At 76.8% G+C, this 24,123-nt stretch carries 20 protein-coding genes and 1 pseudogene; 9 read left to right on the forward strand and 12 right to left on the reverse strand.

From position 1 onward, the window contains the following. Positions 1-7: 7 nt before the first annotated feature. From IEY94_RS18545 to IEY94_RS18560, 4 genes are read right to left on the reverse strand one after another with little or no spacing between them, the layout of a single operon-like run. A complete protein-coding gene (locus IEY94_RS18545; protein WP_189171496.1) occupies positions 8-1,096 on the reverse strand; it encodes a FecCD family ABC transporter permease in 1,089 nt (362 codons plus the stop codon). Beyond that, positions 1,093-2,091 (reverse strand): FecCD family ABC transporter permease, encoded by a 999-nt coding sequence (locus IEY94_RS18550; RefSeq protein WP_189171497.1) that lies wholly within the window; start codon positions 2,089-2,091, stop codon positions 1,093-1,095. The genes IEY94_RS18545 and IEY94_RS18550 overlap by 4 nt, the downstream gene beginning before the upstream one ends. Next, a complete protein-coding gene (locus IEY94_RS18555) occupies positions 2,088-2,255 on the reverse strand; it encodes a hypothetical protein (RefSeq protein WP_189171498.1) in 168 nt (55 codons plus the stop codon). Before IEY94_RS18555 ends, IEY94_RS18550 begins: the two co-directional genes overlap by 4 nt. A gap of 7 nt (positions 2,256-2,262) precedes the next feature. Continuing rightward, positions 2,263-3,222 (reverse strand): ABC transporter substrate-binding protein, encoded by a 960-nt coding sequence (locus IEY94_RS18560; RefSeq protein ID WP_229784259.1) that lies wholly within the window; start codon positions 3,220-3,222, stop codon positions 2,263-2,265. 338 nt (positions 3,223-3,560) lie between these two features. Here IEY94_RS18560 and entS point away from each other — a divergent pair, with 338 nt between their 5' ends. The 3 genes from entS (at position 3,561) to IEY94_RS18575 (ending at position 7,475) form a co-directional block, all read left to right on the forward strand. Further along, on the forward strand, positions 3,561-4,880 hold the full coding sequence (gene entS, locus IEY94_RS18565) for an enterobactin transporter EntS (RefSeq protein ID WP_229784246.1): 1,320 nt from the start codon (positions 3,561-3,563) through the stop codon (positions 4,878-4,880). Positions 4,881-5,217: 337 nt separating this feature from the next. Next, positions 5,218-6,414, forward strand: a complete 1,197-nt coding sequence (locus IEY94_RS18570) for an isochorismate synthase (RefSeq protein ID WP_189171501.1) — start codon at positions 5,218-5,220, stop codon at positions 6,412-6,414. After that, entirely contained in the window at positions 6,411-7,475 is a 1,065-nt protein-coding gene (locus tag IEY94_RS18575) for a 3-deoxy-7-phosphoheptulonate synthase (RefSeq protein WP_229784247.1), read from the forward strand. The genes IEY94_RS18570 and IEY94_RS18575 overlap by 4 nt, the downstream gene beginning before the upstream one ends. 58 nt (positions 7,476-7,533) lie before the next feature. Here the strand turns inward: IEY94_RS18575 and IEY94_RS18580 are convergent, their stop codons facing one another. Beyond that, complete coding sequence (locus IEY94_RS18580) at positions 7,534-8,556, reverse strand: YncE family protein (protein WP_189171502.1); 1,023 nt, start codon at positions 8,554-8,556, stop codon at positions 7,534-7,536. A 263-nt stretch (positions 8,557-8,819) separates the two neighbouring features. Beyond that, positions 8,820-12,623, reverse strand: a pseudogene (locus tag IEY94_RS18585) (amino acid adenylation domain-containing protein); the annotation flags it as partial. Between the two features lie 70 nt (positions 12,624-12,693). Between IEY94_RS18585 and IEY94_RS18590 the strand changes: the two are divergent. Next, positions 12,694-13,980, forward strand: coding sequence for an alpha/beta hydrolase-fold protein (locus tag IEY94_RS18590; RefSeq protein ID WP_189171504.1), 1,287 nt, complete (start codon positions 12,694-12,696; stop codon positions 13,978-13,980). Positions 13,981-14,007: 27 nt separating this feature from the next. Here the strand turns inward: IEY94_RS18590 and IEY94_RS18595 are convergent, their stop codons facing one another. The 6 genes from IEY94_RS18595 to IEY94_RS18620 form a co-directional block, all read right to left on the reverse strand. After that, positions 14,008-14,652, reverse strand: a complete 645-nt coding sequence (locus tag IEY94_RS18595; RefSeq protein ID WP_189171505.1) for an isochorismatase family protein — start codon at positions 14,650-14,652, stop codon at positions 14,008-14,010. Positions 14,653-14,658: 6 nt separating this feature from the next. Further along, positions 14,659-16,293: a (2,3-dihydroxybenzoyl)adenylate synthase gene (locus tag IEY94_RS18600; protein ID WP_189171506.1), complete on the reverse strand. Its 1,635-nt coding sequence runs from the start codon at positions 16,291-16,293 to the stop codon at positions 14,659-14,661. Positions 16,294-16,312: 19 nt separating this feature from the next. Further along, positions 16,313-17,086: a 2,3-dihydro-2,3-dihydroxybenzoate dehydrogenase gene (locus IEY94_RS18605; protein ID WP_189171507.1), complete on the reverse strand. Its 774-nt coding sequence runs from the start codon at positions 17,084-17,086 to the stop codon at positions 16,313-16,315. Between the two features lie 79 nt (positions 17,087-17,165). Further along, the gene (locus IEY94_RS18610) at positions 17,166-18,176 is read right to left on the reverse strand and encodes a hypothetical protein (protein ID WP_189171508.1); all 1,011 of its coding nucleotides are present in this window, start codon (positions 18,174-18,176) and stop codon (positions 17,166-17,168) included. A gap of 66 nt (positions 18,177-18,242) precedes the next feature. Next, entirely contained in the window at positions 18,243-19,475 is a 1,233-nt protein-coding gene (locus IEY94_RS18615; RefSeq protein WP_189171509.1) for an LLM class flavin-dependent oxidoreductase, read from the reverse strand. A 139-nt stretch (positions 19,476-19,614) separates the two neighbouring features. Then, a complete protein-coding gene (locus IEY94_RS18620; RefSeq protein WP_189171510.1) occupies positions 19,615-19,974 on the reverse strand; it encodes a hypothetical protein in 360 nt (119 codons plus the stop codon). A 327-nt stretch (positions 19,975-20,301) separates the two neighbouring features. Between IEY94_RS18620 and IEY94_RS18625 the strand changes: the two genes are divergently transcribed. From IEY94_RS18625 to IEY94_RS18645, 5 genes are all read left to right on the forward strand, one after another. Then, the gene (locus tag IEY94_RS18625) at positions 20,302-20,448 is read left to right on the forward strand and encodes a hypothetical protein (protein ID WP_189171511.1); all 147 of its coding nucleotides are present in this window, start codon (positions 20,302-20,304) and stop codon (positions 20,446-20,448) included. A gap of 310 nt (positions 20,449-20,758) precedes the next feature. Continuing rightward, positions 20,759-21,280, forward strand: a complete 522-nt coding sequence (locus IEY94_RS18630) for a hypothetical protein (protein WP_189171512.1) — start codon at positions 20,759-20,761, stop codon at positions 21,278-21,280. A 194-nt stretch (positions 21,281-21,474) separates the two neighbouring features. After that, positions 21,475-22,326: a DUF72 domain-containing protein gene (locus IEY94_RS18635; protein WP_189171513.1), complete on the forward strand. Its 852-nt coding sequence runs from the start codon at positions 21,475-21,477 to the stop codon at positions 22,324-22,326. A gap of 225 nt (positions 22,327-22,551) precedes the next feature. Then, on the forward strand, positions 22,552-23,649 hold the full coding sequence (locus tag IEY94_RS18640; RefSeq protein ID WP_189171514.1) for a phosphotransferase family protein: 1,098 nt from the start codon (positions 22,552-22,554) through the stop codon (positions 23,647-23,649). A 47-nt stretch (positions 23,650-23,696) separates the two neighbouring features. After that, on the forward strand, positions 23,697-24,122 hold the full coding sequence (locus IEY94_RS18645; protein WP_189171515.1) for a VOC family protein: 426 nt from the start codon (positions 23,697-23,699) through the stop codon (positions 24,120-24,122). Position 24,123 lies beyond the last annotated feature (1 nt).

Consider the following 24,123-nt stretch of genomic DNA (forward strand, 5'->3'; position numbering starts at 1 on the left):
CCGCGGGTCAGCCACGCTGGGCCCGCCACTCGCGCAGCAGCAGCCAGGCCAGGTATACGCCGCCGACGCCGGCGGTCACCACGCCGACGGGCAGCTCCCCCGGCGCGGTGAGCCGCTGGGCGAGGATGTCGCTGACCAGCAGCATGACCGCGCCGAGCAGGCCGGCGGCGAACAGGCCGGGGCCGGACGACGTGGTCAGCCGGCGGGCCACCTGCGGGGCGGCCAGCGCGACGAACGCGACCGGGCCGGCGCAGGCGGTGGCCGCCGCCGTCAGGGCGACGGCGACGAGGACCAGGGCGGGGCGGACCCGGTCCACCCGGACGCCGGTGCCGACGGCCAGCTCCTCGCCGACCCGCAGCGCGGACAGCGGGCGGTTGAGCAGCAGGGCGCCGGGCAGCAGGACCAGCAGCGCGACGCCGATCAGGGCGGCCTCGGGCCAGCGCCGCTCGTACAGGCTGCCGACGATCCACTGGGTCGCGGCCCGGGCATCGCGCAGGTCGACGCGGCTGACCAGGAAGTTGTTGAACGCGATGAGCATCGCGCTGACGCCGATGCCGACGAGGATGAGCCGGTAGCCGTGGGCGCCGCCGCGCATCGCCAGCAGGTACACCGCGGCGGCGGCGAGCACCCCGCCGAGCAGGGCGCCGAGGGCGGCGGCGCCGCTGCTGCCGCGCAGTCCGATCACGACGACGATCGCGCCGGTGGCGGCGCCGTGGCCGAAGCCGACGATGTCGGGGCTGCCCAGCGGGTTGCGGGTGAGCTGCTGGAAAATCGCGCCGGCCACGCCGAGGGCCAGCCCGACGCCGAGCGCGGTGAGCGCCCGGGGCAGCCGGCGGCCGGTGACGAACAGCTCGGCCATCGGCGGGCCGTCGCCGACGATGGCCGCGGCGGCGTCGCGCAGCGGGATCGGGAACGCGCCGACGCTGACCGCGACGGCCAGCGCGGCCAGGCCGGCGGCGGCGAGCAGCAGGCAGACCAGGACGGACCGGCGGTGCACCAGCAGCGAGAGCCGGCCGCCGGCCAGCCGCAGCGGCACGCCGGTGACCGGCGGCGGCGCCGGGCGGGCCGCGGCGGGCGGGGTCGCGGTGTCGGTCATAGCTGCGGCACCGTACGCCGGCGGACGAGGGCGATGAAGAAGGGGGCGCCCACGAACGCGGTGACCAGGCCGGCCTCCAGCTCGCCGACGGGCAGCACCCGGCGGCCGAGGATGTCGGCGCCGAGCAGCAGGCAGGGGGCGAGCAGGACCGAGTACGGCAGCACCCAGCGCTGGTCCGGCCCGACGATCGCCCGGACGGCGTGCGGGACGGTCAGGCCGATGAACGAGAACGGGCCGGCGGCGGCGGTGGCCGCCCCGCACAGCACGGTCACCGCGACCGCGGCGGTCAGCCGGACCCGGCCGAGGTTCACGCCGAGCGCGCGGCCGACGTCGTCGCCGAGGGCGACGACGTTCAGCGGTCGGGCCAGCAGCAGGCCGACGACGATGCCGCCGGCGAGGAACGGTCCGATCTGGACGAGCACGTCCACGCCGCGGCCGGCGAGGCCGCCGACGACCCAGAACCGGAACTGGTCCAGGGCCTTGTCGTCGAGGAGCTGGATGGCGTACGTGTAGGCGACGAGGACGGCGCTGATCGCCGTGCCGGCGAGCGCGAGCCGGACCGGGCCGCCGGCCCGGCCGGTGGTGCCGAGCAGGTAGACGACGACGGCCGCGGCGGCGGCGCCGGCGAAGGCGAACCAGAGGTACTCCAGCGGGCTGGTCAGGCCGAGGAAGCTGATCGCGGAGACCACCGCGGCGGCGGCGCCGCTGTTGACGCCGAGCAGGCCGGGGTCGGCGAGCGGGTTGCGGGTGAGGGTCTGGATCAGCGTGCCGGCCAGGCCGAGGGCGGCGCCGACGAGGATGGCCAGCGCGGTGCGCGGGAGGCGCTGCTGGACGACGACGATCGCGTCCAGCGAGCCGTCGTAGTGCAGCAGCGCGTCGCGGACGGCGGCCAGCGGCACCGAGCGGGCGCCGACGGCGATGCTGAGCAGTACGAAGGCGAGCAGCAGGACGAGGCAGCCGAGCAGGCCGAGCCAGCGGCCCCGGCGGGCGATCACGGCCGGCCGCCGTCGGCGGCCCGCGGCGCGGCGGCCGGGCGGACCCCGGCGGCCCGGCGCGTGGAGGTGGCCAGCAGGTCCACCACCGCCACGCGGGCGGACCGCCGGGGGCGGGTCACGACTCCACCGCGGCTGTCGGTGTACCGCCAGGGGGTGTCGGTCATCGTCCGGTCAGCCGGCCGTGAGCGCCTTGCGGACGTCGTCCAGCACGATGCCGGCCGCGACCGGGCCGCCGCGGGAGGTCCACGGCACGCCGTCCACGGTGACGACCTTCTTGCCGGCGACGACGGCGAGCTTGTTCCAGGCCGGGTTCTTCTCCGCCTGGGCGAGCGCGGCGACGCCGTCGTTGTTCAGCGTGCCGAGGAACAGGTAGTCGCCGTCGAGGACGTCCAGCTTCTCCAGGCTGACCGGCTGGGACGGGCCGGTGCCCTCGGTGAGCTGCCCGGCCGGGCGGGCCAGGCCCAGCTCGGCGACGACGGTGCTGGCGAAGTGCTGCTTCTGCAGGTACGACGGGCCCTGCGGGTTCCACCGGACCAGGCTGACCTTCGCGGACGCCCTCGGCGCGACGGCGGTCTTGACCTCGCCGAGCTGCTTGTCGTACGAGGCCAGCACCTCGGTGCCCTTTGCCTCCAGGTTGAGCGCGTCGGCGACGCCCTTGAGGCTCTTCTTCCAGTCGTCGGCCACCAGGCTGGTGACGACGGTCGGGGCGATGGCGTTGAGGTCCTTGAGCTGGGCCGGGTCCGGCGGCAGGAAGTGGCCGTACAGGATCAGGTCCGGCTTCGGGTTCAGGGCGGCGATGGCCTCCGGGTCGGGCTCGGTGATCTCGCCGACGAGCTTGACGCCGGGGACCTTGCCGGCGAGGTACCCGGCGACCGAGTCGCCCTGCCGGGACTTGCTGGCGCCGACCGGGGTGACGCCGAGCGCGATGGCCGCGTCCAGGTCGGTCTCGGCGAGCGCGACGACGTTCTTCGGCTGGGTCGGCACGGTGAGCTGCGCGCCGGTGGCGTCGGTGATCGTGCGGGTGGCGGCGGCGGGGGTACCGGACGACGCGCTGTCGCCGCCGCAGCCGGTGAGCGCGAGCGCGCCGGCGACGGCGATGGCGACCAGCCGCACCGGCGGGTGCGGGAACATCCTCTTCACTGCTTCTCCCAGACTGAGGTGACGCGGGTCGGGCTGGGCCCGGCCCGGACGATAGCACAGAGTTAGGCAAGCCTTTCCTTACCGATTTGTCCCCGTTCCCCGACCGACGCCTCCGTCGGCAGTAGGTGTGCAGGGTCACGGGGGGCGCCGCCGCCCGCCACCGGTCGGCCAGCGCGGCAGCGCCGCCGATGATCACCGCGCGGACGTCCGTCAGCGCCGGGTTGCCGGGGTGGCCGCGGGCCGGGCCCCGCCGGCCGGGTACAGCACCCCCGCCTAACCTGTCATCCGAACGCCGGGTAACCACCCCCCCGAAACACCGGGAGAGCCGCATGCGCATCGGCGATCTGGTCGTGGACACCACGCCGCTGCGGACCAATCGGGAGTTCCGCGCGCTGTTCGTCGCCCGGCTGGTGTCGCTGTTCGGGTTCGGCCTCACCACGGTCGCGATCCCGATCCAGGTGTACGACCTGACCCGCTCGTCGCTACAGGTCTCGCTGGTCAGCGCGGCCGTCGTGGTCCCGATGCTGGTCGGCACCATGGTCGGCGGCGTGCTCGCCGACCGGATGGACCGGCGCCGGCTGATCCTGCTGGCCCGGGGCAGCGCCGCGGCCGTCTTCGCCGGGCTGGCCGGCAACGCCGCGCTGGACAGCCCGCAGCTCTGGGTCATCTACCTGTGCGCCATGCTCAACTCGGTCTGCAACGGCCTGAGCGCGACCGCGCTGATGGCGGCGACGCCGACGCTGGTCGGCCGGGACCAGCTCGCCGCCGCCGGCGCGCTGATGGTCATCACGGCCGAGCTGGGCGCGATCGTCGGCCCGTCGCTGGGCGGCGCGCTGACCGCCTCGTGGGGCCTGGTGGCGAATTACGCGCTCACCGCGGCCGCAACGGTGATCACCACCACACTCGTGGCGACGATCCGGCCGATGCCGCCGACCGGCGGGGTCGCGGACAGTCCACTGCGCTCGGTAGCGGAGGGGATGCGCTTCGTCGCCGGTAGCCGGCTGATCACCGGGCTGCTGCTCATCGACTTCTGCGTGGCGCTGTTCACCGTGCCGTTCGCGCTGTTCCCGCAGCTCGCCGAAGAAGCGTTCGCGGGCGGGCCGGGGATCATCGGGCTGCTGTACGCCGCGCCGGGCGTCGGCGCGATGCTCGCCGCCACCCTCTCCGGCTGGACCGACCGCACCCCGCACACCGGCCGGTACCTGGTCCTGGCCAGCATCGGGGCGGGCCCGGCGGTGGCCGGCTTCGGGCTCAGCGGCGGCGTGCTGTGGCTCGCGCTGCTGTTCCTCGCCCTGCTCGGCGCGGCCGACACGATCTCGGAGATCCTGCGCCGGGCGCTGCTCCAGCACCACACGCCCGACCACCTGCAGGGCCGGATCAGCAGCCTGTGGCTGGCCCAGACCAACATCGCGCCGTCGCTGGGCAACGTGGAGGTCGGCGTGGCCGCCCGGCTGCTCGGGCCGGCGACGGCGATCGTGGTCGGCGGCGCGCTCTGCGTGGCCGGGTCCACCGGCGTGGCCGCGGCCCTGCCGGCGCTGCGCCGCAGCAGCCTGGCCGACCCGTCCGCCGACGAGCTGCTGGCCGCCGCCGGCGCGGGTACCGGCGACGGCCCGGCCGCTACTCCTGCGGGCCGTGATGATCGAAACTGACCTCGCTCGACCCGGCGGACCCGCGGCACGAGGTCGTGCCGCGCACCGTCATCAGGTCGGTCCGCGCCCGCTCTGTCCCTTGTGCCCGGCACTCCCGGTCTGCGCGACGCTCGCCGTGTCTCCGGTAGGCCCGGCGTTTTCCGGTGAGCCCGGTGTCTCCGGTGAGCCCGGTGCTCACTGTGAGATACCTCTTCCGCCCGCGGGGACTGTTGATCCAGTCTTTAGGTTAGCCTAACCTAAACGGAACGGATCGGTGCCGCGCTGCGGGCTGCCTACCCATCCTCTTCCACCTCGCGCCAGCCCGTGAGCGGCGCCACCCCCGAGGAAGGCCGACGACATGTCACGTGGCATCGCCAGCCCCCCGAACCCCGCCGGGGCCGCGCCCGCCGCCCCGGCCGGCCCGCGCCCCGAGTCGACCGGCGCCGCGCTGCTGAACGCGTACCGGTCGGGCGACGCGTTCTTCTACGCCTCCCCGCGCGGCAGCCTACTCGCCCGCGCCGCCGGCGCGGTCGTGCCGTCGGTGGCCCTGGCGGCGCTGCCGGACGCGGTGCGCGAGGTGCTCGCCGACGCGCCGCCGGGCGCCGTCGCGGTGGGGGCGCTGCCGTTCGACCCGGCCGCGCCGACCCGGCTGACCGTGCCGCCGGTGGTGCGCCGCGGCTCCGCGCTCCCCGCCGACCTGCCGCTGCCGGCCGCGCCGGCCGCCCGGGTCGCCGGCCGGCGCGAGCTGCCGTCGCCCGCGGGGTACGTCGACAGCGTCCGCGCGGCCCTGGCCGACCTCGAGGCCGGCCGGCTGACCAAGGTGGTGCTGGCCCGCGCCGTCGAGCTGACCACCGAGCCGCCGGTGGACCCGGCCCTGCTGCTGCGCCGGCTCGCCGCCCGCGACCCCGGCGGGCACCTGTTCGCCGTCCGGGCCGACGAGGGCGGCACGCTGGTCGGCGGCAGCCCGGAGCTGCTCGTCGCCCGGCACGGGCGCGCGGTCCGGGCGATGCCGCTGGCCGGCTCGCTCCCCCGCGGCGCCGACCCGGTCAGCGACGAGCGCAACGCCCGCGAGCTGCTCGCCGACCCGAAGTGCCGGCACGAGCACGCCGTCCTGGTCGACGCCGTCCGCGCGGCGCTGGCGCCGCTGTGCGCCGGCCTGGTCGTACCGGACGAGCCGCACCTGGTGCACACCGCCCGGATGTGGCACCTCGCCACCGTGGTCCGCGGCCGGCTCGCCGACCCGACCACGTGCTCGCTGCGGCTCGCCGCCGCCCTGCACCCCACGCCCGCCGTCGGCGGCATCCCGCGGGCGGCCGCGCTGGCCGCCATCGCCGCGCACGAGCCGGTGGACCGCGGCCTGTACGCCGGCCTGACCGGCTGGCAGGACGGCACCGGCAACGGCGAGTGGACGGTCACCCTGCGCTGCGCCCTGGTGCACGACGAGCGGGTCCGGCTGTCCGCCGGCGCCGGCGTCGTCACCGGCTCGGACCCGGCCGCCGAGCTGGCCGAGACCGGCGCGAAGCTGCAGACCGTCCTGGCTGGACTGGGTCTGTGAGCGCCCCCACGCTCGCCGCCGCCGCGGCGGTCGGCGCCACCGAGCTGATCGGCGCCCTGCCCGGCCGCACCGAGCTGAACCGCGCCGCCCCGATCCCGCCGGCGGTCGCCGCGGGCATCCGCGCCGGCCGGACGGAGGTCGCCGACGTCTTCACCGGCGTGGACCGCCGGCTCATGGTCATCGTCGGGCCGTGCTCGATCCACGACCCGGACGCCGGCCTGGAGTACGCGACCCGGCTCGCCCGGCAGGCCGCCCGGCTGGGCGACGACCTGCTCGTGGTCATGCGCTGCTACCTGGAGAAGCCGCGCTCGGTCGTCGGCTGGCGCGGCCTGGTCCTCGACCCCGACCTGGACGGCACCGCCGACCTGGCCCGCGGCCTCGTGGTGGCCCGCCGGTTCCTGGCCGGCGTCGCCGGGCTGGGGCTGCCCGTGGCCACCGAGTTCCTCGACCCGCTGCTCGCCCCGCTGCTCGCCGAGGCGGTGAGCTGGGGCTGCATCGGCGCCCGGACCACGCACAGCCAGACCCACCGGGTGCTGGCCGCGGGCCTGCCGATGCCGGTCGGGTTCAAGAACGCCCCGGACGGCGACGTCGGCGCGGCGGTGGACGCGATCCGCGCCGCCCGGGCGCCGCACGTGCACCCGGCGCTGGACGACGAGGGCCGCGCGGTCATCGTCCGGGCGCCCGGCAACCCGCTGACCCACCCGGTGCTGCGCGGCGGCACCGCCGGGACGAACCACGACCCGGCCGCGGTCGCGGCCGCGCTGGCCGCGCTGCGCGCCGCCGGCCTGCCGGCGGCCGTGGTGGTGGACGCCTCGCACGCCAACAGCGGCAAGGACCACCGGCGCCAGCCGGCGGTGGCCGCGGACCTGGCCGCGCAGGTGGCCGAGGGCAACACCGGGCTGGTCGGCGTGATGCTCGAGTCGTTCCTGGAGCCGGGCCGGCAGGACCGGCCGCACCGGTACGGGCAGTCCATCACCGACGCCTGCCTGGGCTGGGACGGCACGGTCGGGGTACTGGAGGAGCTGGCCCTGGCCGCGCGCGCCCGGCGAGCACGGCAGTAGCAGTGGTTCGGACGCGGGGAAGGGGGGCCCGGCCGGGCCCCCCTTCCCCGCGGTGCGCTTACTGGAGGTAGTTGACGCGCGCCTGGCTCTGGCTCGCGTAGTAGACGCGGTCCAGCTCCGGGTTGATCGTCAGGCCCAGGGTGTTCGGGGCGGCCGGGAACTTCTCCGCCGTGTTGGTGGCCAGGTCGATCACCGAGACGCCGCCGGCGGCGTCGAAGTGCGACACGTACGCCTTGTTGGTCCTGGCGTTGACCTCCAGGCCCAGCGGGTTCGGGCCGACTGCGATGGTGCCGGTCACGGCGTTGGTGTTGCCGTCCAGGACGGTCACCGTGCCCTTGGCGTAGTTGGTGACGTACGCGGTGTTGGTCACCGGGTGCACCGCCACGCCCTGCGCGTACGCGTCGACCGGCACGGTCGCCAGGACCGTGTTGGTGTTGCCGTCGATCACCGTCACCGAGCTCTCGGTGGTGCGGTTGGCGACGTTGCTCACGTACACCTTGTTGTTGGTCGGGTTGACCGCGACCTGCACCGGCGTCCTGCCGACCGGGATCGTGGTCTCGACCGCGAGGGTCTCGGCGTTCAGCACGGCCAGCTTGCCGGCGCTGGTCAGCGGCGTGTAGACCTTCTTGGTCCCGGCGTTCACCGCGATGCCGCGCGGGCCGGCCTCCAGGGCGACCTCGTCCTTGATCTTCAGCGTCTCGCCGTCGATCGCGTAGACCTTCTTGGTGAACACGAAGTCGGTCGCGTACACCGTGTTGGTCTCCGGGTTGGCCGCGACGCCGAACGCGCTGCCGGCGCCCAGGTCGACCTTGCCGACGACCTTGGTGGCGTCCGCGTCGACCACCCAGACGTGGTGCCGCGGGTCGCTGCCGCCGGAGCCGCGCTTCCACGGGTTCGCGGCGTACACCCGGCCGAGGGCCGGCAGGTTGGTGATCTCGTACAGGGCCGAGCCGTCCTCGACGACGACGACCCCGTCGCCCGGCGCGGCCAGCGCCGGCGCGGACTGCGTCACGGTGAGGGCCGCGGCAGCCATGATCGCCGCCAGCGCGGTGCGGCGGGTGGTGGTGAACGTGGTGGACATCAAAGTCGCTCCTCGGTGCGAGGTGGGAAGCGCAGTCACACGGAAGTTAGCCAAGCCTTACCTCAGTCAGCAAGAGGCGAGACCGATGTCACGCGGCCACCGGGGCGAATCGACCACGCCGGACACGCGCCGGCGGCGCGGCGCTACAGCGGGTCGCGACCCACCACCGGTTCGCGGGATGCCGCCGGTTCGCGGGGCGCCGCCGGGCGGTGGCCGGCGCCGTCGTCGGGTGCCGGGCCGAGGTGCGGGGCGAGGATCGCGGCGATCTGCGCCAGCCGGTCCGGGGTCATCAGGTCCGGGTGCCGGCACGGCAGGTCGTGCCGGTCCAGCTTGCCGGCCACGTGCGGCCGCCACGCCGCCGGGTCCAGCCACGTCTCGAGGCGCGGCGCGGTCGCGGCCACGAAGACCGCGTCCCCGTCGTACACCGCGGCGTGGTGCGCCCGCAGCAGCCGCGCGTTGCGGACGACCGTGTCGGCGATCGCCCGCAGCGGGCCGTCGCCCAGGTCGGCCAGCGGGCTGCCCCGCTCGCGCAGCACGGCCAGCACCGCGGCCGCGGTCAGCGGTCCGGCCACGTCGGACTCGGCCACCCCGGCCAGGTACAGCAGGGCGCGCAGCGCCTCGGCGCCGTCCGGCGGCGGCAGGTGCCGCCACTGCTCGCCGGGGTACGCGTCCAGCAGCGCGAGCAGGCCGACCGGCTCACCGGCCCGCCGCAGCGCCACCGCCATCGCCTGCGCGATCACCCCGCCGACCGACCAGCCGACCAGCCGGTACGGGCCGGTCACCCCGGCGGCGCGCAGGGTGGCCACGTACTCGGCGGCGACGGCGTCGATCGAGTCCGGCGGCGGCGCGCCGGGGTCGCGGACGCCGGGCGCCTGCAACCCGTACACCGGGATGTGCCGGGGCAGCGCGCCGAGCAGGCCGGCGTAGCACCAGGCCAGGCCGCCCGCGGGGTGCACGCAGACCAGCGGCGGCACGCCCGGCTCGCCGCGGCGCAGCACCAGCAGGGAATCGAGCCCGTCGGCCGGGTCGCCCGCGTCGACCACCGCGGCGGCGAGCTGCGCCGGGGTCGGGCCGGCGAACACCGCGGCCAGCGGCAGCCGGACGCCGGTGGCGGCGGCGACCGCGTCGAGCAGGGCGACGGCGCGCAGCGAGTGGCCGCCGGCGTCGAAGAAGTTGTCGTCCGGCCCGACCGCCGGTACGTCCAGCGCCGCGGCCGTCAGCGCGCAGAGCAGCTCCTCGGTCGGGCCGGCCGGCGGCCGGCGCGGCGCCGCCGCGGCGGCCGGGGCGGGCAGCCCGGACCGGTTCAGCTTGCCGGTGCTGCCCAGCGGCAGCGCCGGCAGCGGCACGATCGCCGCCGGGACCAGGTGCGCCGGCAGCGTGTCGGCGAGCGCCGCGGCCAGCGCGGCCGGGTCGGGGTCGGCGCCGGGCCGGGGTACGACGTAGCCGACGAGCCGGTCCGGCGAGCCGGGCCACGGGGTGACCGCCGCGGCGGCGACGCCGGGCTGCGCGCACAGCGCCGCCTCGATCTCGCCGGGCTCGATCCGGAACCCGCGCACCTTGACCTGGCTGTCGGTCCGGCCGAGGAACTCCAGCGCGCCGTCGGCGCGCCGCCGGGCCAGGTCGCCGGTGCGGTACAGCCGGGTGCCGGGCGGGCCGTACGGGTCGGCGACGAACCGGGCCGCCGTCAGCGCCGGCCGCCCGAGGTAGCCGCGGGCGAGCTGGACGCCGGCCAGGTACAGCTCGCCGGGCACGCCCGGCGGGCACGGCCGCAGCGCGGGGTCCAGGACGAGCGTGCGGGTGTGGTGCACCGGCCGGCCGATCGGCACCGGCCCGGACTCGTCGGCGGGGCCGCAGGCGTGCGCGGTGACGTCCACGGCGGCCTCGGTCGGCCCGTACAGGTTGTGCAGCGGCACCCCGACCCGGCGCCGCCACGCGGCGACCAGGTCGGCGGGCAGCTCCTCGCCGCTGCACACCGCGAACCGCAGCGCCGCCGCGGCGACATCCGCCCCGGCCAGGTACGCGCGCAGCATCGACGGGACGAAGTGCAGTGCGGTGATCCGCTCGTCCCGGACCAGCCCCGCCAGGTACGCCGGGTCGCGGTGCCCGCCCGGCGCGGCGAGCACCAGGGTGGCGCCGACGGCCAGCGGCCAGAAGAACTCCCAGACCGAGACGTCGAACGTGTACGGCGTCTTCTGCAGCACCCGGTCGGCGGCGGTGAGGCGGAGGTGGTCCTGCATCCAGGCCAGCCGGTTGACGATCGCCGCGTGCGGCACCGCCACGCCCTTGGGCGCGCCGGTCGAGCCCGAGGTGTAGATCACGTACGCGGTGTCCGCGCCGGTCAGCGGGCGGGCGCGGTCGGCGTCGGCGACCGGGCCGGCGGGATACCCGGACAGGTCCAGTTCGTCCAGTGCCGCCACCGGCGGCCCGGCGGGCGCCGGCGCGACGTCCCGGTGGGTGAGCACGCACACCGGCCGGGCGTCGGCGAGCAGCGCCGCGGTCCGGGCCGGCGGCTGGTCGAGGTCCAGCGGCAGGTACGCCGCGCCGGCCCGCAGCACCGCGAGCAGCGCCACCACCAGGTCGGCCCGGCGGGGCAGGGCGACGGCGACGAGCGTGTCCGGGCCGGCGCCGCGGTCGATCAGCCAGCGGGCGAGCCGGTTGGCCCGCGCGTCCAGCTCCGCCGGGTCCAGCCGGCCGTCGGCGGCCCGCACCGCGGACCGGGCCGGGGCGGCGTCGATCAGCGCGACCAGCGTCCGGGCGGCGACCGGCGGGGTGTCGCCGGCCGGCATCGACTGCTCGGCGGGCAGCGCGATGTCCAGCGCGGCCAGCCGGGTGGCCGGGGTGCCGGCGGCGAGCTGCGCCAGCAGGTGCGCGAGCCGGTCCCGGTGGGCCCGGGTGGCCGCGGCGTCGTACCCGGCCGGGTTGGCGTACCCGGCGAGGTGGCTGCCCGCGGCGTCGGTCCAGAGCTGGAACTCCAGGTCGTCGATCGGGCCGGTGGCCAGCGGGGTGACCGTGACGGCGCAGTCGCCGAACCGGGGCGGCTCGGCGTACGGCTTGATGTTGACCGTCGGGCCGCACAGCCGGCGGCCGCCGCCGACCAGGCCGAGGTCGCGCTGGAGCTGCTCGTACCGGTACCGGCCGTGCCGGCGGGCCGCCCGCAGCGCGCCGCCGACCCGGCCGACCAGGTCGCCGACGGTGCCGGCGTGGTCGACGTCGACCCGCAGCGGCAGCACGTTGACCACCGTGCCGGGCACCCTCGCGGCGACCGAGCCGAGCCGGTTCATCAGCGGCAGGCCGAGGGCGACGTCGGCGCGGCCGGTGACCCGGGCGACGTACAGCGCCACCGCCGCGAAGACCACCTCCACCCGGCTCGCGCCGGCGGCCCGGCCGAGGTCGTCCAGCTCGTCGGCGACGCCGGGGTCGAGCGGCGCGTGGTACCGGTGCGGGACGCCGGGCGGGTGCACGGCCGCGCCGGGGCTGGCGGCGTCGTGCTCGGGGCCGAGCCGGTCCCGCCAGTACGCGCCGTCGGCGGCGCACCGGTCGCCCGCGGCGTAGCCGGCCTCCTCGGCGAGCAGCGCGGCCAAGGGCGCGGCGTCGGGGACGGCCCGGCCGGCGTACGCGGCGGCGACCCGCTCGGTGATCATGGTGAAGCCGTACCCGTCGAGCAGCAGGTGGTGCGCCCGCAGGTACCAGACGACCTCGTCGTCGGCGACGACGAGCAGCGCCTGGCGCAGCAGGCCGGGCTCCCCCAGCGGTACGGCGGCGGTGTGGTCCGCCCGCATCCACGCGGCGGCGGCCGCGGCCGGGTCGGGCCCGCCGCGCAGGTCGTGCACCGCCAGCGGCGCCGGCGGGTGCGGCACCTGCCGGTCGCCGTCGACGGCGACGTGCAGGTGCGGCACGGCGTCGGTGACGGCGGTGATCGCGGCGGCGAGCGCGGCGCGGTCGACCCGGCCACGCACGGTGATGGCGTGCGCGCACAGGTACGCCGGGTTGGCCGGATCGAGCTGCTGCGCGTACGCGATGGCCTGCTGGGCCGTCGTCAGCGGGAGAGCGGGAAGCGGAGCGGACACACGGTTAGGTTAACCTAAGATCGATCGAGGTCAGCGGCACCGGGAGCCGCGACGGTACCGGGGAGCGGGGGTGGGCGTGAACCCGACGGCCCCGCCGCCGCACCCGGTCACCGCCCCGGCGCACGCGGCCACGGACGGCAATCGACCGCCGCCGATCCCCCGCCCGGTGCCGCCGCCGATCTGCGCCTCCCCGCGGATCGCCCGGCTGACCGCCGACCTGGCCGCCGGCCGCGCGGGCGCGCTGCCGGCGTTCTGGGCCGAGGTCGCCGCCGCCGGCACCCCGCTGGCCGAGCCGCCGCCCGACGGCGGCGGCGGGGTGGTGCTGACGTTCCTGTGGCGCTCGGCCGACGCCGCCGAGGTCGTGCTGCTGGCCAACAAGCTCGCCGACCGGCACGACCCGGCCGCCAGCCGGATGCGCCGGCTCGGCGGCGCCGACGTGTGGCACCTCAGCTACCGGCTGCCCGCGGACTGGCGGGGCAGCTACCACGTCGCCGTCCGGGCGGCGCCGGGCGGCCGCCCCACCCTGCACCCGGACCCGCACAACGCCGACCGGCTCCCCCAGTCCGCCGGCCCGCCCCGGTCGATCGCCGAGGCACCGGCCGCGGCAGCGGCGCCCCGCTGGTGGGAACCCCGGCCGGGCACGCCGGCGGGCGCGATCGCGCCGGTCGCGGTGGACGGCCGGCGGGTGTGGCGGTACCTGCCACCCGCCGGCGGTTCACCCGCCGCGGCGGCGGGCGGCGACGCGACCGGCGCCGGGCCGCTGCCCGTGCTCGTCCTGCTGGACGGCGACATCTGGGGCCCGCTGCTGCCGGTCGCGCCGCTGCTGGACAACCTGATCCACGCCGGCCGGCTGCCGCCGCTGGCGGCCCTGCTGCCCGACAGCGGCGGACCGGCCGCCCGGGCCGCCGACTACACCTGCTCCGAGGCGTACGCCGACTGGCTGGCCGCGCTCGTCCCGGCCGCCCTCGGCGACCGGGCCACCGCCGACCCGGACCGGACGATCATCGCCGGGCAGAGCCTCGGCGGGCTGGCGGCCGTCCACGCCGGGCTGCGGGCGCCGCACCGGTTCGGGCGGGTGCTGGCCCAGTCCGGGGCGTTCTGGTGGCCGAGCGCGCCGGCCGGGGCGGCGGAGTGGCTGACCCGGTACGTCGCCGCCACGCCCCGCCGGCCGATCCGGCTGCACTTCGAGGTCGGGACGGACGAGTGGGTGAACCGGCCGCCGCTGGACCGGCTGCGGGCGGCGCTGGCGGCGCGCGGGTATCCGGTGACGCACCGGGAGTTCGCGGGCGGGCACGACCGCGCCTGCTGGCGCGCCGACCTGGCCGACGCCCTCACCACCCTCCACACCGACCCCTGAACGTGCCGGACGCGCTGCCCCACGGATCTAGGCGGCCACTCGGGTGAGGTTGGCGATGGCGTCGGCGGCGAGGAGGACCGCGCCGCAGCGCCCCGCCACATGCCGCACCGTGTCCGCGTGCTCGCGCGCCGTGAAGTCCGCGAACCCGTCGGCGACCAGGAACGGCGCGATGTCCCGGGAGAACGCCTCGATCGCCGTCGTCAGCACCCCGATGTGCCCGTAGATCCCGGTGACGATCATCTGGTCGCGGCCGCCGGCGCGCAGCCGCTCGGCCAGGTCCGTGCCGAGGAAGGCGCTGTACCGGCGCTTGGTCAGCACCACGTCGTCCGGGCCGGGGGCCAGCTCCGGCAGGACCGCCGCCAGCGCCGGGTCGGCCGGCAGGCCCGGGCCCCAGACGTCCTGGAGGAGTCCGCGCTCGGCCGGGGTCTGCCCGCCCGGCTGGCGGGTGAACACCACCGGCAGGCCGGCCGCCGCGGCGGCCGCGCGCAGCCGGGCGATGTTGGCCACGACGGTGGCCAGCGGCTCGGGGTCGGCGAACGGGCGGGTGAAGTACACCTGCATGTCGTGCACCAGCAGGACCGCGCGGTCCGGGTCGAGCCCCCAGTCCAGCGTGCGCGGCGGCAGGTCCGCGTGGCCCGGCAGCGGGTAGGAGCGGATCGGTGGGATCGCCATCAGGTGTTACCTCTCATCGGACACGTGTGCGCGCAGCGCGGACCGCAGCGCCGCTCGGCTGATCTTGCCAACGCCGGTGACCGGGAAGGCCGGTACCAGCTCGACCCGATCGGGGATCTTGTACGCGGCCAGCCCGCGCTCCCGGACGAACCGGCGGAGCTGCGCCGCGGTGAGCGCCGCCCCGGCCCGCGGCACGACGTACGCGCAGGTGCGCTCGCCCAGGTGGTCGTCGGCGACGCCGACGAGCACCGCGTCGTGCACGGCGTCGTGGGCGAGCAGGTGCCGTTCGACCTCCTCCACGGCGATTTTCTCCCCGCCGCGGTTGATCTGGTCCTTGGCCCGGCCGGTGACGACCAGGTTGCCCGCGGGCGTGCGCCGGACGAGGTCGCCGGTGCGGTAGAAGCCGTCGGCGGTGAACGCCGTCGCGTTGTGCGCGGCCGCCCGGTAGTAGCCGCGGATCGTGTACGGCCCGCGGGTCAGCAGGTGGCCCTCGGCGCCGTCCGGCACGTCGGCGTCGTGGTCGTCCACCACCCGGACCTCGTCAGCCGGCGACACCGGCCGCCCCTGGGTGGTGGTGACGACGTCGTCGGGGTCGTCGAGCCGGGTGTAGTTGACCAGGCCCTCGGCCATCCCGAACACCTGTTGCAACCGGCAGCCCAGCCGCGGCCGGACCCGGGCGGCGGCCTCGTCGGGCAGCCGCGCCCCGCCGACCTGGAGCACGTCCAGCGAGGACAGGTCGTCGGCGCGCTCGGTGGACAGCCACAGCAGCGCCAGCGGCGGGACCAGCGCGGTGATCGTCACCCGGTGCCGGGCGATCAGCGGGAACGCGGCCCCGGGCGTCGGCTGCGGGCACATGACGACGGTCCCGCCGGCGGCCAGCGTGCCGAGCACGCCGGGCGAGCTGAGGGTGAAGTTGTGCGCCACCGGCAGCACGCACAGGTACACGCTGGCCGGTCCGAGGTCGCAGACCTCCGCGCTGACCCGGACGCTGTACAGGTAGTCGTCGGCGGTCCGCGGGATCAGCTTGGGCAGCCCGGTGCTGCCGCCGGAGATGTTGAGGAAGGCGAGCGCGCCGGGGTCGCGGTCGGGCAGCGGTACCGGGTCGGCGTCGACCGCCGACAGCGGCGTGTGCCCGCCGGGTTCGCCGGCCACCAGCACGTGCCGGATGCTCGGCGCGGCCGCGCGGACGTCGTCGACCATGCCGCGGTGGTCGAACGGCCCGGTCCGGTCCGGGATGATCAGGACGGCGGCGGCGCTGTGCCGGCAGAAGTGGGCCAGCTCGCTGCTGCGGTGCGCCGGCAGCGCGAACACCGGCACCACGCCGGCCCGGAACAGGCCGAACAGGACGCCGAAGAAGTCGGCGGTGTTCGGCAGTTGCAGCACCGCCCGCTCCCCCGGCCGCACCCCGAGGGCGAGGATGCCGGCGGCGAACCGGTCGGCGGCGGCGTCGAGCTGCGCGTACGACAGGGTCCGGTCCCCGTCGACCACCGCCGGGTCGGCGCCGGAGCGGGCGGCCCAGCTCCGCAGGGCGGCGCCGAACGACTCGCCGCGCCAGTACCCGGCGGCCCGGTACGCGGCGGCGGTGTCGGCCGGCCAGGGGGTGAGGTCGGGGCCCGGCGCGGCCGGGTCGGCGAGGGTCATGGTGGATTCTCCCGCGGGGTCAGGCGCGCAGGGTGGCGCCGCCGTCGACGTACAGGGCGTGCATGGTGATGTGCCGGGCCCGGTCCGAGGCGAGGAACAGCACGGCGTCGGCGATGTCCGCCGGCACCGCGATCCGGCCGAGCGGGATGCCGACCCGGAAGTCGGCCGCCGAGCCGCCGATGACGGCGTCGGCGCCGTGCTCGTCGGTCCAGAGCTGGCGGCCCATCTCGGTGTCGGTGGAGCCGGGCGCGACGACGTTGCAGCGGACGCCGTACCGGGCCAGCTCCAGCCCCAGGCACCGGGTGAACATGGTCGAGGCGGCCTTCGACGCCGCGTACGCCGCCATCCCGGCCCGGGGCACCCCGGCGGCGTTGGACGACACCGTGATGATCACGCCGCGGCGGCGCTCGACCATCGGCGCGGCGACCGCCCGGCTGACGTGGAACACGCCGGTGGTGTTCACGGCGAAGGTGGCCGCCCAGTCGGCGTCGGTGACGTCCAGCACCCGGCCGGGGCGCAGCACCCCGGCGACGTTGACGCAGATGTCGATGGGGCCGAGCTGCCGCTCGACCGCGGCGACGGTCCGGCCGACGGCCGCGGCATCGGTGACGTCGGTCACGAACGGCAGGGCGCGGTCCAGGGCCGCCGCCCCGCGGGCGACCGCGTCGGCGTCGGCGTCGACCAGGGCCACCCGCGCGCCGCCGGCGGACAGCGCGGCGGCCACCGCGGCCCCGATGCCCTTGCCGGCGCCGGTGACCAGGGCGGTCCGACCGGCGAAGTCGTTGTCGGCCATGCGCGGCTCCTCTCCCGGGTGCGGCGCCCAGTATCTTAGGCAAGCCTTCCTCGGGGAGCGAGGGGCACCGGTCGGGGACTCAGCAGGCGGGGACGTTGACGCTCGGGCTGGTGGAGCGCCAGCTCCCGCGGACCGAGGAGATGCTGTAGGTGTATGCCGTATTCGCGCTCGTCGTGGTATCCGTCCAGGACGTCGTGGTACGGCCGGAGATGCCCGTGGTCGAGCCGACGGTGCGGGTGATCTCGTAGCCGGTCGCCGAGGTGGTCACGGTCGCGGTCCAGGAGAAGTCGACGTCCGGGTCGATCGTGGCCGCGGTGAGCAGGACCGCGACGCCGACCGTGGCGGCGCTGCCGCTGAGCGACGAGTTCTTGGTGCCGGTCGCGCCGGTCCCGGCGATGCTCTGGTCGAACAGGTACAGGCTGGAGCCCGACGACCGCTGGGTCATGCCCGACGGGGTGCCCGCGGAGGCGGCCGCGGTACCGATGAAGCCGACCAGCCGGGTCGGGCCCGCCGACGGGGTGACCGACGGGATCTGGCCGGTGGAGCCGGTGGTCGAGACGACGTTGCTGGCGTCGACGCTGTTGGTGTTCGAGTACGAGCCCATCACGATCTCCATCTCGGCACTGCTGCTGAGCGAGAACGTGTAGCTGGACGGGGACGAGCCCGGGCTCTCCCGGTAGTAGACGCCGACCCGGACGTTCGTGCCGGCGGTCTGGCTGTACAGCGCGGTCCACCCCGACGGCGGCGTGATCGTCGGCGGCGACGACTTCTGCGCGTACACCGCGGCGACCAGGTAGTCGCCCGACGCGGTGCTCGGCGTGGAGATGGCCAGCGAGGACGTGTTCGAGTTCGAGGTGCTGCCCGAGCCCCGGACGGCCGGCGTCGTGCCGGGGTGGGAGACGGTGCAGGCCCGGTTGTACGCGAACGAGGTCGGCGGGGCGACGCTGCCGACGTCGAGCGCGCTGACCGGGTTCGCGGTGGTCCCGCGGAAGGCCGCCCCGGCGGCCGGGACGACCGCCAGGCAGGACCCGACGACGGCGATGAGCAGCACGGAGCCGACGATCGACAGCACGCGCCGCCGGCTGCCCATGAGTCGCCCCTTCCGCCGGAACCTGCGAGGGTCGACATCGGCGGCGGAGCCGGACAACTTAGCCGATCACTGCCCGGCCGGTACCCCCGCCGCCCCGGCGGCCCCGGTGGTCACACCGGCCCCGGCGACACCGCGGTCCCGGCCCTCGCCGGCAGTCCCGGCGCGGTCGCGGGCGGCCGGTTCGGCGCGGTCCCGGTCCCGGTCCCGGTCGCGGGCGGCGCGGTCCCGGTCGCGGGCGCGGAGCAGGGGCAGCAGGCGGTGGCCCTGGCGGCGGATCTCGGCCAGGTACGGGGTGTCGGAGAGCACGAAGTGGGTGATGCCCAGGTCCCGGTACCGGCCCAGGGCCGCGGCGACGTCGGCCGCCGAGCCGACCAGCCAGGTGGTGCCCGCGCCGCCCCCGCCGTACCGGCCCGGCGCGGTGTACAGGTTGTCGTCGAGCACGTCGCCGCGGGCCGCCAGGTCGAGCAGCCGCTGCTGCCCGACCGCGGTGGGGCGGCGCTCGTCCCGGAACGCGACGCCCTCGCCCCGGGCCATCCGGGCGACCCTGGCCTCGGCGTCGGCCCAGGCCCGCTCGGTGGTGTCCCGGACCAGCGTGGTGATCCGCAGCCCGAACCCCAGCGGCGCGTGCGCGCGGCCGAGCTGCGCGCTCAGCGCGGTCAGCCGGGCGATCCGCTCCCGGATCCCGTCGAGCGGCTCACCCCAGAAGAGCTGCACGTCCGCCTCGGTAGCGGCCACCCGCTCGGCCGCCGGCGACGCGCCGCCGAAGTACAGCGTCGGGTGCCGCCGCGTACCGCGCACGACCGGCCGGGGCTGCACGGTCGAGTCGGCGACCCGGAAGTGCGGCCCGTCGTGGGTGACGCCCTCCTCGGTCCACAGCCGGCGGACCAGCCGCAGGAACTCGGCGGTCCGCGCGTACCGGTCCGCCTGGTCGCCCTCCCGGTCGCCGTACGCGGCGAGGTTGTCCGTGCCGGACACGATGTTGATCAGCACCCGCCCGCCGCTGAGCTGGTCCAGCGTGGCGGCCGCCGAGGCGAACCGGGCCGGGTGCCAGTACCCCGGCCGGATCGCGATCAGCGGCCGGAACGTCGTGGTCCGGGCGGTCAGCGCGGTCGCGACGGTGAACGTGTCCGGCCGCCCCCAGCCGGTCCCGAGCAGCGCCCCGCCCCAGCCGTTCTCCTCCAGTGCGTGCGCGTGGGCGGTGAGCGTGGCCAGGCTGTTGTGCTTCTCCGTCACGTCGTCGTCGCCCCGGTGGCCGGGCCGGACCTGGTTCGGGATGTACCAGAGGTACTCGTCGCTCATGCGGGGTCCTCTCGGGGCGGGCCCCGGGCGCACGCGCCGCCCGGCTCGAAATCCTACTAGCACTATAGGCATAGTATTAATTTCGGCGCCATCGGCGGCGCGGCCCGGCCCGAGGGGTGCCCGCTGTCCGGGCCCGCGGTCAGCCGAGGCCCGCCGACCGGGCCCGGCTGCGCTCGGTGACCGTGCCGAAATCGGGGCTGACCTCGTACATCACCCGGCTCCCGGCCCGGCTGCTCAGCACGTCGAAGACGCCGTCGGCGGTGCGCCGCACCCCCTGCACGGTCACCGCCGGGTCCGCCAGCCGCAGCGCCGCGGTCACCCGGCTGATCTCGGACGCGGTGACCGGCGGGTGCGGCGGCGGCGCGGGGCGCCAGAGCATCGGCGGCGCCACCGGCGCGGCGGCGGCCCGGCCGAGGACCGCGACCAGCTCGTCCAGTACGGCGCCGAAGGGGGTGCGCTGCGGCAGTGCGGCCGTGTGACCCATCCTGAACCCGGACATGTCGCCCTCCCAGCTCCGCGGGCGGGCCGGCGATCGCCGGCGGTGCGCCCGTACCCCACTGTTGCCCACCGGGCTGTGCGGGCCCTGATAGCGGGATGTGGGCTACCCGGGGAGTCGCCGGTCGACGATCACGTCCGGAACCGCATCGCGGAGCGGGTATTCGGATACGTCTTTCCGCCGCGTCGGCGGTGGCCGCGGAATGGGTCGCATTCCGACGCCGGATTGCTGCTTGTTGCCACATCGGAGGGCGGGGATGGATCATCGTCGTTTCCCGGCGCACCCGGTGGGGTACCGCCGTTCCGCAGGGCCACCGGCATAAGGAGACCCATGGACACCGCCGCCCACGCTCCCGACCTGGACGAAGTGCTGGAGATCGCCGTACAGCTCCCGACCTTCCTCCCCGCGGCCGACGCCACCTTCCCGGCCGCCGACCACCCCACCACCGCGCCCGACGGCCCCCCGGCGCCGCTGTAGCCGGCCCGACGCGCTCGCCGTCCCGTGCTCCCGGTCGGGGCATTGACGCATTGACGGACTTCAACAGTTTTGCCACGCGCGGTTGGCCGCCCGCTTGAAAGCGGGTTGACCCGGCGGGTGGACGCCACGGCATGCTTGGCACCCAACAAGCGTTCGGGATCTCCTGGATGTCCCATATCGACGCATCCGGACGGACCCCGGTCGTGGCCGCCCGCCCTTGCGCGCAAGGGACCCCAACGGATACGCGGCTTCCCACCCCCCACGGCGTTGGCCCGGCGGGCGAACGCCGACCGTCCCGAGGAGTTCCCTCATGTCCAGGATCCTGCGCGGCCTCGTCGCCGCGCTCGCCGCCACCACCCTGGTGGCGGCCGCCGTACCGGCCGCCGCCGCGGACGCCGACCACGCCCACCCGATGATCACGGCACCGGACAGCTACGTCACCGGCGAACCGGCCGGTGAGGTGGAGAAGCCGGCGCCCGGGGCGAGCAGCACGCTCGCGCCGCCGGCCTGGCGGTACTACATCACCTCCTCCTGTAGCAACCTCAGCGGCTCGATCCGCCGCGGCGCCCAGTACTGGGGCAACGGCACCGAGACCCAGGGCAGCGGTACCCCGGTGGAGTGCACCAACGGGTACGTGCAGGGCTGCGGGGGCGGCAGCACGGTCGTCGGCTGCAACTGGGGCTCCGGCCAGCGGATCATGCTCTCTACCAAGGTGAGCGACTTCGCGCTGCTCTCCGCGCACGAGTTCGGCCACAACTGGTACGGCCACTCCGGCTCCGGCTGCGCGGACTGGTCCAGCGCCGACATGGTGATGCGCACGCACATGTGCTGATCCCGGTACCCGCGGATGGGCGGTGCGGTCCCCCTGGCCGGCCGCCCATCCGCGTCCGCGCCGCGCCCGGGTAGGCTTGCGCGCCGCGCCCGGGTAGGCTTGCGCGCCGCGCCCGGGTAGGCTTGCCGGCCGGGCGGGGCCGACCGGTCCGCCCGGCCGTACCCCGAGGGGCGGCAGCGGCGGGAGGGGGCGCGGTGCGGCTGCACGTCGGGTGCGCGATGTGGACGCACCGGTCCTGGCAGGGGCGGTTCGTGCCGCACCCGCTGCCGGCGGGCGAGCGGCTGCGGGCGTACGCCGCGCAGTGCGACGCCGTCGAGGGCAACACCACCTTCTACGCCATCCCCGACCCGGCGACCGCGGCCTCCTGGGCGGACCAGACCGCGCCGGACTTCCGGTTCCTGCCCAAGGTGCCCCGGGTGGTCAGTCACGACCGCCGGCTGGTCGACGTGGCGCCGCCGATGCGCGCGTTCCTGGACGCGGTCGCGCCGCTCGGCCCCCGCGCGCGGACGCTGTGGCTCCAGCTCCCGGCCTCGTTCGGCCCCGACGACCTGCCCGTGCTCGCCCGGTTCCTGCGCCGGCTGCCGGCGGAGCACCGGGGCGCGGTCGAGGTACGGCACCCGGACTTCTTCACCGACGCGCGCGCGGCGCAGCGGCTCGAGGCGGCGCTGGGCGCGGTCGGGGCCGAGTGGGTGCCGTTCGACACGACCGTGTTCTTCGCCGCGCCGCCCGGCACGCCGCACGAGCGGGAGACGTGGGGGCGCAAGCCGCGGCTGCCGTTGCGGTCCCGGGCGCTGACCGGCGAGCCGATCGTCCGGTACCTCGGCCGCGACGACGCCGTCCGGACGGCCGCCGGCTGGCGCCCGTGGCTGGGCGTCGTCGCGGACTGGCTGCGCGAGGGCCGCTCCCCCACCGTGTTCGTCCACACCCCGGACAACGTCGACGCGCCGGCGCTCGCCCGCCGGTTCCACGCGGAGGTGTGCGACCGCGTGCCCGACCTGCCGCCGCTGCCGCCCCCGCCGCCGATCGAGCCGCTCACCCTGTTCTGACCGCCGGGCAGCCCGTTCCGGCCGCCGCCGTGCGGCCACCGCACCGCTCGCGCTACGGCACCCCCGACCGCGAGGAGCACGGCACCGCCTGCGTGACCCGGTGCTGCCCGTGCGGCCACCGCACCGCTCGCGCTGTGGCCCGGGCGCTGCCCCGGTCGGGACCGCGCCGCCCGCACCGCGCCGACCCGGCCGCGGGTGGCGGTCGGCGCCGCTACGCTGGCCGGCATGGCCGATCGTGAACCGTCCGCGCTCGACCTGCTGCCCGGCGCCGCCGTCACGCTCGGCGCCGCGCTGGGCGGCAGCGATCGGTCCGCCGTGCGCCGCGGCCGGGCCACCCGCCCCGACGGCAGCGCCGCCGACGTCGTGGTCAAGACCTTCGACGACCCGGCCGCCTGGGCGCGCGAGGTCGCGGCGCTGACCGTCCTGCCCGACCACGCGCCCGTACCGCGGCTGCTCGCCGCGCACGCCGACCCGCCGACGGCCGTGATGAGCCACCTGGACGGCGGCGGCAGCGTCGCCGACGCGCTGCTGGGCGGGTCGGCGGCGGCGGCGGCGGGCGCGGCGGTGCTGGACTGGGCCCGGGCGCTGGCCGACCTGCACGCCGCCGGCCTCGGCGCCCGGGCGGCGTACGCGGCCGCGCACCGCGCCCGCGGCGGCGCGGCGGAGGTGCCGCTCACCTCGCTGGCCGGGCGGGTGCCGGCGGCGATCGCCGACCTGGCCGCGGCCTGCGCGCCGCTGGGCGTCGACGTACCGGACGCGCTCGCCGGCGCGTTCCGGGCGGAGGCCGCGCGGCTGGACCGGCCCGGCGCGGCCGCGCTGTCCCCCGGCGACGTCTGCCCGGACAACAACGTCGTCACCCCGGACGGGGTGCGCCTGGTCGACTTCGAGCACGCCGAGTGGCGGCACGTCGCCTGGGACGCCGCGTACCTGCTGGTCCCGTGGCCGACCTGCTGGTGCGCGTGGCGGCTGCCGGACGCGCTGGCCGCGGCCGCCGTCGCCCGGTACCGGGCGGTGCTGGCGCCGCACCTGCCATACGTGGCGACCGACGCCTTCGACCGCGACCTGGCCGCGGCGGCCGGCCTGTGGTCGGTGCTGTACTCGTCGTGGTTCCTGCCGCTGACCCTGGCCGGCGACCCGGTGGCCGCCGACGGCCTGCCGGCGCCGCGGCGCCGGGCGCTGCTGCTGCACCGGCTGGCGACCTCCGAGCGGCGGACGGCCGTACCGGTCATCGCCGACTTCGCCGGGCGGCTGCGGGCGGCGCTGGTCGGGCGGTGGGGCGAGGTGCCGCTGCCGCTGGCCCCGGCCCTCGCCGGCGGCGCGTAGGCTCGGACGACGCGGGCCGGCGCCGCCGGCCGGGAAGGAGCCGCTCGATGACCGCCGCGCCGATCCCCCGCTTCCACCTGGCCGTACCGGTCGACGACCTGGCCGCGGCCCGCCGCTTCTACGGCGGCGTCCTCGGGCTGCCGCCGGGCCGCAGCGCCGACACCTGGGTGGACTGGGACCTACACGGCCACCAGTTCGTGACCCACCTGGCGCCCGGTCGCGCGCCCCGGTCGCACAACGCCGTGGACGGCCACGACGTGCCGGTCCCCCACTTCGGCCTGATCCTGGCCGTGGCCGACTTCCAGCGGCTCGCCGAGCGGCTGCGCGCGGCCGGTACGGCGTTCGTCATCGAGCCGTACGTGCGCTTCCGCGGCGAGCCGGGCGAGCAGTGGACGATGTTCCTGCTGGACCCGGCCGGCAACGCGCTGGAGTTCAAGGCGTTCGCCGACGAGTCGCAGATCTTCGCCACCTGAC

The organism is Pilimelia anulata (genome assembly GCF_014647895.1).
In the GTDB taxonomy this organism is placed as follows: domain Bacteria; phylum Actinomycetota; class Actinomycetes; order Mycobacteriales; family Micromonosporaceae; genus Pilimelia; species Pilimelia anulata.